This window comes from Herbaspirillum sp. AP02 (assembly GCF_015767275.1).
Taxonomy (GTDB): Bacteria; Pseudomonadota; Gammaproteobacteria; order Burkholderiales; family Burkholderiaceae_D; genus Herbaspirillum.
Map to the genome: position 1 here is coordinate 15,492 of NZ_JADWMY010000008.1, position 13,355 is coordinate 28,846.

General features: G+C 65.0%; 11 protein-coding genes. All 11 read right to left on the reverse strand.

All coding sequences use genetic code 11. The features are described 5' to 3' along the window. Positions 1–105: 105 nt before the first annotated feature. Positions 106–1,113 (reverse strand): GTP 3',8-cyclase MoaA, encoded by a 1,008-nt coding sequence (gene moaA / locus I5R65_RS16275; protein ID WP_180668898.1) that lies wholly within the window; start codon positions 1,111–1,113, stop codon positions 106–108. 9 nt (positions 1,114–1,122) lie between these two features. After that, the gene (locus I5R65_RS16280; RefSeq protein WP_180668899.1) at positions 1,123–1,869 is read right to left on the reverse strand and encodes a peptidylprolyl isomerase; all 747 of its coding nucleotides are present in this window, start codon (positions 1,867–1,869) and stop codon (positions 1,123–1,125) included. A gap of 15 nt (positions 1,870–1,884) precedes the next feature. Beyond that, complete coding sequence (gene narI, locus I5R65_RS16285) at positions 1,885–2,568, reverse strand: respiratory nitrate reductase subunit gamma (protein ID WP_180668900.1); 684 nt, start codon at positions 2,566–2,568, stop codon at positions 1,885–1,887. After that, positions 2,565–3,293 (reverse strand): nitrate reductase molybdenum cofactor assembly chaperone, encoded by a 729-nt coding sequence (gene narJ, locus I5R65_RS16290; RefSeq protein ID WP_180668901.1) that lies wholly within the window; start codon positions 3,291–3,293, stop codon positions 2,565–2,567. Before narJ ends, narI begins: the two co-directional genes overlap by 4 nt. A gap of 14 nt (positions 3,294–3,307) precedes the next feature. After that, positions 3,308–4,861, reverse strand: a complete 1,554-nt coding sequence (gene narH / locus I5R65_RS16295; protein ID WP_180668902.1) for a nitrate reductase subunit beta — start codon at positions 4,859–4,861, stop codon at positions 3,308–3,310. Beyond that, entirely contained in the window at positions 4,858–8,586 is a 3,729-nt protein-coding gene (locus tag I5R65_RS16300; protein ID WP_180668903.1) for a nitrate reductase subunit alpha, read from the reverse strand. The genes narH and I5R65_RS16300 overlap by 4 nt, the downstream gene beginning before the upstream one ends. Before the next feature lie 168 nt (positions 8,587–8,754). Beyond that, positions 8,755–10,137 (reverse strand): NarK family nitrate/nitrite MFS transporter, encoded by a 1,383-nt coding sequence (locus tag I5R65_RS16305; protein ID WP_180668904.1) that lies wholly within the window; start codon positions 10,135–10,137, stop codon positions 8,755–8,757. A gap of 25 nt (positions 10,138–10,162) precedes the next feature. Then, positions 10,163–11,410, reverse strand: a complete 1,248-nt coding sequence (locus tag I5R65_RS16310; protein ID WP_180668905.1) for a nitrate/nitrite transporter — start codon at positions 11,408–11,410, stop codon at positions 10,163–10,165. A gap of 162 nt (positions 11,411–11,572) precedes the next feature. Then, the gene (locus I5R65_RS16315) at positions 11,573–11,857 is read right to left on the reverse strand and encodes a hypothetical protein (RefSeq protein WP_180668906.1); all 285 of its coding nucleotides are present in this window, start codon (positions 11,855–11,857) and stop codon (positions 11,573–11,575) included. 13 nt (positions 11,858–11,870) lie between these two features. Then, positions 11,871–12,251, reverse strand: a complete 381-nt coding sequence (locus tag I5R65_RS16320) for an MAPEG family protein (protein WP_180668907.1) — start codon at positions 12,249–12,251, stop codon at positions 11,871–11,873. Positions 12,252–12,324: 73 nt separating this feature from the next. Further along, positions 12,325–13,212: a neutral zinc metallopeptidase gene (locus I5R65_RS16325; protein WP_180668908.1), complete on the reverse strand. Its 888-nt coding sequence runs from the start codon at positions 13,210–13,212 to the stop codon at positions 12,325–12,327. Positions 13,213–13,355: the final 143 nt, after the last annotated feature.

The following is a 13,355-nucleotide window of genomic DNA, read 5'->3' on the forward strand; positions in this document are numbered from 1 at the left end:
CGGAGCAAGCCAGGGAAGCGGCAGTCTAGGCCGTTGTCCCGGCGAAAACACGGGGTCCAGGTCAATGTTTGTGCACTTCGTGGCGGTTTCACCGGTCCGAGATGCCTAGCCGCCGGTCTGCGACATGAACCGGATGATCTTGTGCGGTGCCTGACTGAATTCATGGCGCTCCGGCTTGCGTTCGATGGCCAGCCGGAGCGCCTCTTCCAGCCCGGCATCGTCGATGCCGGCGCGCAGCAGCGGGCGCAATTCCAGGCGCGCTTCCTGCCCCAGGCAGAGGTAGAGCGTGCCATCCACCGAGAGCCGCACGCGGTTGCAGGTGGCGCAGAAGTGCTGGCTCATGGGTGTGATGAAACCCAGCGTGCAGCGACCATCGGCGCTGCCCCAGTAGCGGGCCGGGCCACCGCCCAGTTCGGCCGCCAGCGGCTGCAGGCCGAAGCGGGCCACCAGTGCATCGCGTAGCGGGCCCAGCGCGACGATGCCGCTGTTGCGACCGGTCTCGCCCATGGGCATGGCCTCGATCAGACGCAGGATGAAGCCCTGCGCGAAGCAGAACTCCGCCATGCGCGGCACCTCGTGTTCATTGACGCCGCGCAGTACCACCATGTTGACCTTGATGGGCGCAAATCCGGCATCCCTGGCGGCGGCCAGCCCCGCCATGACGCTCTGCAGGCTGTCGCGCCCGGTGATCTGCGCCACGCAGGCGCGTTCCAGGCTGTCCAGGCTGACGTTGATGCGCTGCACGCCGGCTGCCCGCAACGCGCTTGCATGCTTGTGCATCTGCGTGGCATTGGTGGACAGCGACAGCTCCTCCACTCCCGGCAACGCCGACAATTGCGCGGCCAGCGTGGGCAGCTTGCGCCGCATCAGCGGCTCGCCGCCGGTGAGTCGTATGCGCCCCACGCCCAGCCGGGCGAAGGCGGCGATCACCCGCGTGATCTCGTCGAAGTCGAGCCAGTTGGCCGGCGCCTCGAAACCGGAAAATCCCTTGGGCATGCAATAGCTGCAACGCAGATCGCAGCGGTCGGTGACCGACAGCCGCACGTAGTCGATGCGCCGCCCGAAGCGGTCCAGCAAGGCCGGGCGGGAGAGCGGGGAAGCAGGCGAGCGCATACAGGCTCCTTATTGCAGCAGTGGCGATGCCATGCCGGGAAGTTGCACGCCAGTGATGCGGGCAGCGCCCACCAGTTGCTGCAGGTAGTGACGCAGGGCCTGGTCATGGGCGGCGTGTTGCAGGGCCTGGGCGATGTTCTCGCGCACCGCCTCGAAGGGCAGGCGTTTGCCGTCCAGCTTGCGCCCCATCTGGACGATGTGCAGGCCGAAGCGGGTTTCCACCAGTCGCGGGATGATGGTCCCCGGCGCGGCGGCGAAGACGGCCCGTTCGAATTCCGGCACGCAGGCGCCCCGGGTAATCTGCCCCAGGCTGCCGCCCTGTGCGCCGGAGGGGCAGTTGGAAAGGGCAGCGGCCTGCGCGCTGAAGTCCTCCGGCTGCGCCAGCAAGTGCTCCAGTACCGATTCGGCACGCCGGCGCAAGGCCGCCAGATCGACCTCGGGGGTGACCTGGAACAGGAGATGGCTGACCTCCGCCAGCGCGCCCACGGTGAAGCGTTCCGGCGTGGCCTGGTACTGGCGCCGGCATTCTTCTTCACCGGCCTGCGGGACGCTGACCTGGCGCTGCAGCAGGAGGTCGATACGCGCATCCTCGTCCTCGCCCGGCAGTTGCAGGCGCTGCGCTTCCTCCAGCAGTAGCCGGCGCAGCACCAGGGTGGTCATGGCCGCTTGCAGGTCCTGCTCATCCGCATCGCGGGCAGCCAGTTCCCGCGCCATCTCGGCGTCGCTCAGTTCGTGTTCATTGACGATGACAGGCATCTTCGTTCTCCTTGCTCAACGCGGACGGACCAGTTGCCAGGCCCGGCTCAGGTAGGTGATGGACGCAAAGCCGCTCCACACATGCACCAGCCGCGTGAAGGGGAAGATCACGAACAGCGTCAGGCCCATGAACAGGTGCAGCTTGAACAGCAAGGGTGCGCCTTCGATGAAGCCGGCGGCGTCGCCGCGGAAGGTGACGATGTGCTGCGCCCAGGTCATGAGCAATACCATCATGTGGCCGTCGCGGTGCTGTGCCGACTCGGCAATGGTGGACAGGCCCAGGCACAGCGTGACCAGCAGCCACAGCAGCAGGAGCTTGTCGGCGGGGCGGGTGATGGCGGCGATGCGCGCATCGGTCAGGCGACGATGGATCAGGATCGTCAGCCCCAGCAGGCAGAGCGTGCCGAACACGCCACCGGCGCCCATGGCGACCAGTTGCTTGAAACCGTGGCTCACGCCCAGGGCATCCCATACCGCCACCGGCGTGAGCAAGCCCACCAGATGGCCGAAGAACAGCCCCAGCACGCCGACGTGGAACAGGATATTGCCCAGTCGCAGGCGGCCGGCGTGCAGCAGTTGCGAGGAGTCGCTCTTCCAGGTGTACTGCTCGCGCTCGAAGCGCAGCAGGCTGCCCAGCAGGAACACCGCCAGGGCGATGTAGGGGTAGATGCCGTAGAGGAATTGATGCAGGTAGCTCATGATGGTCTCCCATGGGCGGACTGGGTGGCAGGCTGGGCTGTGTGCCGGGCATGCTGCCGGGGATGGAAATGCAGCGGCTGCACGCCGGCCAGCGCGGGTTTGAGCAGAGGTTCCACACCATCGGCACCGGGACCGAAGACTTCCATGGCCTCGTCCATGTCGCGCACCGGCGGATCGTCCTGTTCGCGTGGCACGACGTCGGTGAGCCGGGTCAGCAACAGCAAGGGCAGGGCATAGGGGCTCTCACGACCTTGCAGGCGCTGGCCGATGGCGGCCACCACATGGATCGCCTCGCCCAGCAACGGGGCGGCCTTTTCCTGCGATAGCAGGCTCAGGAATTCCAGGAACAGCGGCACGTAGTCCGGCAACTCGCTGGTGGCCGGCTCCAGGCCTTGACTGCGGTATTCCTCCAGCAGATCGACCATGGCCTGGCCGCGGTCGCGGCTTTCGCCGTGGATGTGTTCGAACAGGTGCAGCGAGAGCGCGGCACTGCGGTCGAAGGTATCGACATAGTGTTCCTGCAGGGCGATCAGCGGCGTGGACTTCAGGTAATGCAGCAGCGGTTGCAGCGCCTGCAAGGCGTCCGGTACAGCGGGACCGGCCTGCAGTACCTGTTCGATCTCGGGCAGCGCCGCGATCAGTTCCGGCTGGGGATAACTCATCAGGGCCGAGACGATGCGATAGATCGCGCCGCTGCCGGCCTGATGATTGACGTGGGAAGTCATGACAGGAGCTCCATTCATTCGGTGACAGGGGACTTCTTGCGCGACTTGGGCATGTCCACGAAGATCACGCTGCCTTGCGGCTTCTTGCCGAACAGGCTGCCCTCGGAGACGCCGCCCGAGCAACCGTTGCCGAAGCTGAAGCCACAACTGCCCTTGTCGTTGAAGCTGTCCTCCACCATTTCCTTGTGCGAGGACGGCACCACGAAGCGGTCTTCGTAGTTGGCGATGGCCAGGGTCTGGTACATGTCCTCGACCTCGTCTTCGCGCAGGCCGACCTGCAGCAGCAGCGCTTCTTCCTGCCGGCCGTGCACCGTCTGGGCGCGCTTGTAGGCGCGCATGGCCAGCAGGCGTTGCAGGGCGTTGAGGATGGGTGCTTCCTGGCCGGCGGTCAGCAGGTTGGCGAGATAGCGCAGCGGGATGCGCAGCGATTTCACGTCGGGGATGATGCCGTCCATCCCCATGTGGCCGGCTTCGGCCGCCTTCTGGATTGGCGACAGCGGCGGGATGTACCAGACCATGGGCAGGGTGCGGTATTCCGGATGCAGGGGGAAGGCGATCTTCCATTGCATGGCCAACTTGTACACCGGCGAGCGGCGTGCCGATTCCAGCCAGCTCTCGGCAATGCCCTGGCGGCGCGCCTCGGCGATCACGGCCGGGTCGTGCGGGTCGAGGAAGCAGTCCAGCTGGGCCTGGTAGAGCGCCTGCTCGTCGGCCACCGAGGCCGCCGCTTCGATGCGGTCGGCGTCATACAGCAGCACGCCCAGGTAGCGGATGCGCCCGACACAGGTTTCCGAGCACACGGTGGGCTGGCCGGCCTCGATGCGGGGATAGCAGAAGGTGCATTTCTCGGCCTTGCCGGAGCTCCAGTTGTAGTAGATCTTCTTGTACGGACAACCGGAGATGCACATGCGCCAGCCACGGCACTTGTCCTGGTCCACCAGCACGATGCCGTCATCCTCGCGCTTGTAGATCGAGCCCGACGGGCAGGACGCCACACAGGCCGGGTTCAGGCAGTGCTCGCACAGGCGCGGCAGGTACATCATGAAGGTCGATTCGAACGTGCTGTACATGTCCTTCTGCACGCCCTCGAACAGCGCATCCTGGCTGCGGGCGCTGAACTCGCCGCCGAGGTCGTCTTCCCAGTTCGGGCCCCAGGTGATCTTGTCCATCTTCTTGCCGGTCAGCACCGAGATCGGCCGCGCCGTCGGCGGGGTCTGCATCAGCGGCGCCTTCTGCAGATGTTCGTAATCGTAGGTGAAGGGCTCGTAGTAGTCGTCGATGGCCGGCAGGTTGGGATTGGCGAACAGATTGGCCAGGATGCGCAAGCGGCCGCCCTGGCGCGGCTCCAGTTTGCCGGCGACCGTGCGGGTCCAGCCGCCTTGCCATTTCTGCTGGTTTTCCCATTGCTTCGGATAGCCGATGCCCGGCTTGGTCTCGACATTGTTGAACCAGGCGTACTCCACGCCGTCGCGACTGGTCCAGACATTCTTGCAGGTCACCGAGCAGGTGTGGCAGCCGATGCACTTGTCCAGGTTGAGCACCATGCCCACTTGTGCGCGAATTCTCATGATGCCGTCCTTTCTTGCAGGCTGCCGTCGAGCCAGTCGACCTTGTTCATCTTGCGCAGGATGATGAACTCGTCGCGATTGCTGCCGACGGTACCGTAGTAGTTGAAGCCATAGGCCAGTTGTGCATAGCCGCCGATCATGTGGGTCGGCTTGAGCACTGCCCGCGTGACCGAGTTGTGGATGCCGCCGCGCTTGCCGCTCAGTTGCGCGCCGGGCGTGTTCACGATCTTTTCCTGGGCGTGGTACATCAGGCACATGCCACCCGGAATGCGCTGGCTCACCACCACGCGCGCGGTCAGGGTGCCGTTGCTGTTGAAGACTTCCACCCAGTCGTTGTCCACCAGTCCTGCGGTCCTGGCATCGTCCTCCGAGATCCAGACGTGTGGTCCGCCGCGACTGAGCGTGAGCATGCGCAGGTTGTCCGAATAGGTGGAGTGGATGCCCCACTTCTGGTGCGGCGTGAGGAAGTTGAGGACGATCTCCTTCTCGCCATTGGGATGGCGGTTGAGCATGGGCGCGACCGTCTTGGTGTCGACCGCCGGCTTGTAGACGCACAGGCCTTCACCGAAATCCAGCATCCAGCGGTGGTCCTGGTAGAACTGCTGGCGACCGCTCAGGGTGCGCCAGGGAATCAGTTCATGCACGTTGGTATAGCCGGCGTTATAGCTGACCTCTTCTGACTCCAGACCCGACCAGGTCGGGGCCGAGATGATCTTGCGCGGCTGCGCCTGGACGTCGCGGAAACGGATCTTGTCGTGCTCGCGGCCCTGCGCCAGGTGGGTATGGTCGCGCCCGGTGATCTTGCCCAGTGCTTCCCAGGCCTTGACCGAGACATGGCCGTTGGTCTCGGGGGCGAAGCTGAGGATCATCTCGCAGGCATCGATGGCGCTGTCCAGGCGTGGGCGGCCCTGGCTGATGCCGGGCTCGGTGACGCGCTTGTTCAGTGCGCCCAGTTCGCCCACTTCGTGTTCGGTGTTCCAGTTGATGCCCTTGCCGCCGTTGCCCAGTTTCTCCAGCAGCGGGCCGACGGAAGTGAACTTCTTGTAGATGTCGCGGTAGTTGCGTTCCACCACCATGAAATTGGGGGCGGTCTTGCCGGGGATGAGGTCGCATTCGCCCGTCTTCCAGTCCTTCGGTTCGAAGGGCTGGCCCAGTTCGGCCGGGGTGTCGTGCATCAGCGGCTGCAGCACGATGTCGCTGCGGGTGCCGAGGTATTCGCCACCGATCTGGCTGAACTTGCTGGCGATGCCCTTGTAGATTTCCCAGTCGGTCTTGCTCTCCCACAGCGGTTGCACCGCTTCCGAAAGCGGATGGATGAAGGGATGCATGTCTGAGGTGTTGAGGTCATCCTTTTCGTACCAGGTGGCGGTGGGCAGCACGATGTCGGCATACAGGCAGGTGGTGCTCATGCGGAAGTCCAGCGTCACCAGCAGGTCCAGCTTGCCCTCGGCGGCCTCTTCGCGGTACTTGACCTCGGTCGGGCGGATGGCCTGCCCGGCGTCATCGAACAGCGCATGCTGGGTCCCCAGCAGGTATTTCAGGAAATACTCGTGGCCCTTGCCGGAACTGCCCAGGATGTTGGAGCGCCAGACGAACATGTTGCGCGGGAAGTTCTTCGGGTTGTCGGGGTCGTCGCAGCTCATGTTGACGGCGCCCGACTTCAGGGCCGCCTTGAGGTAGTCCTGCGGGGTCTGGCCCAGCGCCTGGGCGGCGTCGCACACATCGAGCGGATTGGTCTCCAGCTGCGGGGCCGAGGGCAGCCAGCCCATGCGTTCGGACCGGGCGTTCATGTCGATCATGCTCATGCCGGCCAGCTTGTCCTTGTCGGCGGTGGGCGCGACGATCTCGTCCAGGCCCAGTTTTTCGTGACGCCACTGGCTGGTGTGGGCATAGAAGAAGCTGGTGCCGTTCATCTGCCGGGGCGGGCGGACCCAGTCGGTGGCAAAGGCCAGCGGTGCCCAGCCGAACTGCGGACGCAGCTTTTCCTGTCCCACGTAGTGCGCCCAGCCGCCACCGGACTTGCCCACGCAGCCGCACATCATCAGCAGGTTGATGATGCCGCGATAGATCATGTCGTTGTGGTACCAGTGATTGAGCGCGGCGCCGACGATGATCATGCTCTTGCCCTCGGTGTCATGGGCATTCTGCGCGAACTCGCGCGCGACCTGGATCACCAGCTCGCGCTTGACGCCGGTGTGCTTCTCCTGCCAGGCCGGGGTGTAGGGAACGTCGTCGTCATAGGATTGGGCGATCTGTCCGCCCAGGCCCTGGTCCACGCCATAGTTGGCCATCATCAGGTCGTGGACGGTAGCCACCAGTGCGGTGCTGCCGTTGGCCAGGCGCACGTGGCGTACCGGCACGCGGCGCGTCTGCAATTGCTCGGCATCGTCCCCGCCGAAGTAGTTGAAGGCGACCGGGACCACCTCGTCGTGCTGCTCCACCAGCGAGAGCAGCGGCTCGATCTCGCGACCGGAATGACCGTCCCGGCTTTCCAGGTTCCAGCGGCCCAGCTTGGCGCCGTCGTTGACCTGGCCTTCGCCCCAGCGGTAGCCGATGGAGCCGTTGGGCGCGACGATCTGGCCGCTGGCCGCATCGATGGCCAGGGTCTTCCAGTCGGCGTTGTTGGCTTCTTCCAGCTGGCCCGGCATCTGCGAGGCACGCAGCATGTGTTCGGGCAGGTAGCGGCCATCGCGTTCCACCAGCCGCACCAGCATGGGCAGATCGGTGTATTGCCTGACGTAGCGGCGGAAGTAGGGCGAGGGACGCTGCAGGTGGAATTCCTTGAGGATCACGTGGCCCATGGCCATCGCCAGCGCGGCATCGGTGCCTTGGCGCGGGGCCAGCCAGATGTCGCCGAACTTGACCATCTCGCCGAAGTCCGAGGACACCGCCACCGTCTTGGTCCCCTTGTAGCGGACCTCGGTGTAGAAGTGGGCGTCGGGGGTGCGCGTCTGCGGCACGTTGGAGCCCCATACCATCAGATAGGTGGAGTTGTACCAGTCGGCCGATTCCGGCACGTCGGTCTGCTCGCCCCAGACCTGAGGGCTGGCCGGCGGCAGGTCGCAGTACCAGTCATAGAAGGACAGGGCTACGCCGCCGATGAGGCTCAGGTAACGGGCGCCGGCCGCGTACGACACCATCGACATGGCCGGGATGGGCGAGAAGCCGATCACCCGGTCCGGGCCGTACTGCTTGATGGTGTAGGCATTGGCGGCGGCGATGATTTCGTTGGCGGTATCCCAGTCGGCCCGCACGAAGCCGCCTTGGCCGCGCACCGACTTGTAGCTTTTCGCACGGGCGGGGTCGCTGGTGATGGCGGCCCAGGCCTCGACCGGACTCAGGGTGCGGCGTGCCTCCTGCCACAGTTGCATGAGACGGCCACGGATCATGGGGTACTTCACCCGTTGGGCGGAATAGACGTACCAGCTGTAGGAGGCGCCACGCGGGCAGCCGCGCGGCTCGTGGTTGGGCAGGTCCGGGCGGGTGCGGGGGTAATCGGTCTGCTGGGTTTCCCAGGTGATCAGGCCGTTCTTGACGTAGACCTTCCAGGAGCAGGAACCGGTGCAGTTGACCCCGTGTGTGGAGCGCACCACCTTGTCGTGCTGCCAGCGGCTGCGGTAGGCGTTTTCCCATTGGCGGTCTTCGTCGACCACGGCGCCATGTCCATCGGCGAAGGTGGACTTCACCCGCGACATGAACTTCAATCGGTCCAGAAAATGACTCATCGTGAATCCTCGGTTGCGTGGGTGAGTACCCCACCTGCGTTATCGATATGGGCAGTCTTGATGGTTGGAAAGTGTAGGCAGGCGCCCCGTGCGCGCCTATTCGCCGGCTTGGTCAGGGCGGCCATCCAGGTGGTGGAGGCGGGCTAGTTCGAAAGAACTAGGGCCATTTCAACAGGGCATGGGCGCGCCCTTGCGGGCGTAGTACCACCAGGTGATGAGCATGCAGCTGGCATAGAAGCCGACGAAGACGACCATCGCCATGTCGGGCGCGCCGGTCATCCTGATCGAGGTACCGAAGCTCTGCGGGATGAAGAAGCCGCCATAGGCACCGATGGCACCGGAGAAACCCAGCACGGCCGCCGATTCCTTGCCGGCATCCAGGCGGGCCTGCTGCTGCGCGGCTTCGCCTTGTCCCGCGGCAGCGCGCTCGCGCTCGGTCTGGAAGATGATGGGAATCATGCAGAAGGTCGAGCCATTGCCCAGTCCGGTCAGGATGAACATGCCGATGAACGAGGCCAGGAACAGCGTGAACTGGTGTGTATGCAGGGCTGGCAGGATGCCCAGCAGGATGGTCAGCCCCATGGCCAGGAACACCCACAGCGTGACGCGCGCGCCGCCGATGCGGTCCGAGATCATGCCGCCCAGCGGCCGCGCCAGGGCGCCGGCCAGCGGGCCGAGGAAGGCGAAGCGGGCCACCTCCACCTCCGGGAACTGGGCCTTGATCAGCATGGCAAACGCCGCCGAAAAACCGATAAAGGAGCCGAAGGTGCCGACATACAGCCAGCACATCAGCCAGTTGTGCTTGCGCTTGAAGATCACCGCCTGGTCGGCCAGTGACGCCTGGGCAGAGGCGATGTCGTTCATGCCGAACCAGGCCGCCAGGGTGGCGGCGACGATGAAGGGCACCCAGATGAAGCCGGCATTGGCCAGCCAGTAGCTGCTTTCCAGGCCGCTCTTGGGATCATGGAAGAGCACCCCCTGGCCGGCGATGGAGGTGGCGAACACGGCCGAGGAAATCACCAGCGGCGTGACCAGTTGCACCACCGAGACGCCCAGGTTGCCGATGCCGGCATTCATGCCGGTGGCGTAGCCCTTGCGCGCCTTGGGGAAGAAGAAGCTGATGTTGGCCATGCTGGAACTGAAGTTGCCACCGCCCAGCCCGCACAGCAGGGCCAGGCCCAGCAGGGTGGAATAGCTGGTGCCGGGGTCGCGCAGCGCCAGGCCCATGCCGATGGCGGGGATCAGCAGGCTGGCGGTGGAAATGGCGGTCCAGCGGCGCCCGCCGAATACCGGTACCAGGAAGGAATAGAAGATGCGCAGCGTGGCGCCCGAGAGCGCCGGCAAGGCCGTCAGGAAGAACAACTGGTCCTTGCTGAAGTGAAAGCCCGCCTTGTCCAGGTTGGCCGCCACCACGCTCCACAGCATCCAGACCGCAAAGGCCAGCATCAGACAGGGAATGGAAATCCAGAGATTGCGGTTGGCGACCTGCTCGCCTTGCTTGCGCCAGAAGTCCGGGTTTTCCGGCTCCCAGCGATCGAGTACATGATTCATGATGCGTCCTTGAAATGGGAAGGGATCAGTCGGCCGCCAGGGCCTTGCGTGGCGCTTGCAGACCTTCGCGGCGGAACTGGAAGTGCATCCACACCAGCGAAATGCAGACCGTGCCGTAGAGCAGCATGAAGCAGGAGCTGCGCACGCCTGTGACGTCCAGCACCACGCCGAACAGGATGGGCAGGATGAAACCGCCCAGCCCGCCGGCCAGGCCGACGATGCCGGAGACCGCGCCGATGTTGCTGCTGTAGTCGTCGGAGATGAACTTGAAGACCGAGGCCTTGCCCACTGCCATGGCCACCCCGACCACCATCAGCAGTACCGTGAAAAGCACCGGGCTCAGTCCGATGTGGAAGCGCTGCGCGCCACCCACGGTCTGGATGGTGAAATCGGTCTGTGGATAAGACAGCAGGAAGAAGGCGACCCAGCAGACCCACATCACCCACCAGGTGACCTGGTAGGCGCCGTACTTGTCGGAGAGCCAGCCGCCCAGGGCGCGCAGTACGCCACCGGGCAGCGAGAAGCAGGCTGCCAGCAGGGCGGCGGTCTTGATGTCGAACCCGTATTCGGTGACGTAGTACTTGACCATCCACAGGCTCAGGCCCACATAGCCGCCGAAGACCACCGAGTAATACTGGCAATAGCGCCAGACCCTGGGGTCCTTGAGCATGCGCACCTGATCCATGAAGCCGGTGTCGGACTTGACCTGGTGCGCCGGGTCGGTGGACGAGCCGAGCCAGAACAGCAGGGCCGCCGCCAGCATCAGGCCGGCATAGACCTTGGGCACCAGCACCCAGCCGCCGGCGGCGATGAGTACGGGTGCCACGAACTTGTTGACCGCCGCGCCCGAGTTGCCGGCGCCGAACACACCCATGGCCAGGCCCTGGCGTTCCTTCTTGAACCAGCGCGCCACATAGGGGGTGCCGACCGAGAAGGAGCCACCGGCCAGGCCCACGAACAGGCCCAGTACCAGGAAGTGCCAGAAGGCGGTGGCGTAGGAAATCAGCCAGATCGGGACCACCGTGCACAGCATCAGGATGAAGAACACGATGCGTCCGCCGTAGCGGTCGGTCCAGATACCCAGCGGCACCCGGATCAGGGAGCCGGTCAGTACCGGCATGGCGGTGAGCAGGCCGAATTCGGTTTCGTTCAGGTGCAGGGCATTCTTGATGGGGATGCCGATGACCCCGAACATCATCCAGATGGTGAAGCAGACAGTGAATGCGAGCGTGCTGGAACCCAGCACGCCATAGGCCTTGCGCTGGTCGGACATGGAGCCTCCTGCGGATGTTGATCGATGGGTCCAGCTTAGCGATCGGTGCAGGCCGGCAACATCGGTCCGACGGAGAGGCGGGGGAAGGGAGAAGAGGGAGGCAGTAAGGGCAGGCTGCCCGCCGGAAGAACTAGTTCTTCCGGCGGAGCAGGTCAGGCCAGGTCAGCTTGCTGACAGGGTCTGCTCGGCTTTGTCCAGCCAGGTGGCGAGGCTGTCGGTAAGGTCCTTCTGGCTGAAGGAACAGCTTTCCTCGGTGAAGAGGCTGCCGGCTTCGAGGCGGCCCAGCAGGTCTTCGGCGACCTGCTGGTAGCGGGGTGGCAGGGCTTGCATCACGTCGTCGCGGGCGCGCCAGGTGGTGCACAGGGTGGCGATGCTGGCGCGTTGTTCGCACAGCGCGGTGAGGGCCTCGCGCATGGGGGCCAGTTGCAGGGCGGCGGGGTGGCTCATGGTGGGCTCCCGGTCAGGCGCGGGCGGCGATGACGAACAGCGCGATCACGCTCAGGTAGCCGACCGACCATACCGCGGAGCGGGCCGAGGGTTTGTCGTTCAGGTAGAACAGGGTATAGAGCAGGCGGGCGGCGATGAAGACCACGCTGGCGATATCGATCTGGCCCTGGGCTGCGCCGGCCTGCTGCGCCACCAGCACGGCGGCGGCGAAGAAGGGGAAGGCTTCGAAGTGGTTGCGGTGGGCGTAGTCGGCGCGGCGGCGCACACCGGTCTGCTGGTCCAGCCAGGCACGCGGTTCGGCGTTGTCGAAGTCCTTGCGACCGCGCTTGGCCACCACGATGGTGAACACCGGCATCAGGCCGGCGATCAGGATGCACCAATTGGACAGGGTCATGGGTTCAGTCTCCTCGTTGTGTTGTCGTGTTCGATGGTAGATACGGTGCGCTCAAGCTGCGTTCAGGATCGGCTCACAGCTCCTTGGCCGCGAAGGTATTGCAGGCGCTGACCTTGCCTTCATTGATGCCGCGCTTGAACCAGGTCACGCGCTGGGCGGAGGTGCCGTGGGTGAAGGAGTCCGGCACCACCACGCCGCGCGCCTGGCGCTGCAGGGCGTCGTCGCCGATGGCGGAGGCGGCGTGCAGGGCGTCTTCGATGTCCCCTTCTTCCAGGATGTGACGCGCCTGGTTGGCGTGGAAGGCCCAGACCCCGGCGAAGCAGTCGGCCTGCAGTTCCAGTCGTACCGACATGGCATTGGCCTGCTTTTCGGTGGCATTGCGGCGGGCCGCATCGACCTTGTCGGAGATGCCCATCAGGTGTTGCACGTGGTGGCCGACTTCATGGGCGATCACATAGGCCTGGGCGAAGTTGCCGGAGACCTTGAAACGCTGCTTCATCAGTTCATAGAAGGACAGGTCGATATAGACCTTCTGGTCGCCCGGGCAATAGAAGGGACCGGTGGCGGTCTGGCCGGTGCCGCAGGCGGTCGGCGTGCTGCCGGAAAACAGTACCAGCTTGGGCCGCGCATACTGCTTGCCATTGGCGGCGAAGATCTGGCCCCAGGTGTCTTCGGTATCGGCCAGGACGGTGGAGACGAAGCGCGCCATCTGGTCGTTGGGCGAGGGTTTGTGGGCCGGCGCCTGTTGCTGTACCGGCACCGGGCCGCCCCCGCCGGAGAGCAGGTTGAGCATGGTCAGCGGGTTGATGCCCAGGAAATACGATGCCACCAGCGCCACCGCCACCGTGCCCAGGCCAATGGATCGGCCGCCGAAGCCGAAGCCACCGCCGCCTCCACCACCGCCACCCTCACCACGGCGGTCTTCCACGTTGTCGCTTTCGCGATTGCCTTCCCATTTCATGATTCGATCCTTTGCGGCAGCCTGTCTGCAATGCCCGGATTGTAATGGATGACATGGGGCGCCGGCTTGTCGGGCGTTGTCTGACGGGGCCGGGCAGGTTCCGTCCGATTCCGCCGGATGAGCTGACAGGGTATCGTGCAAGG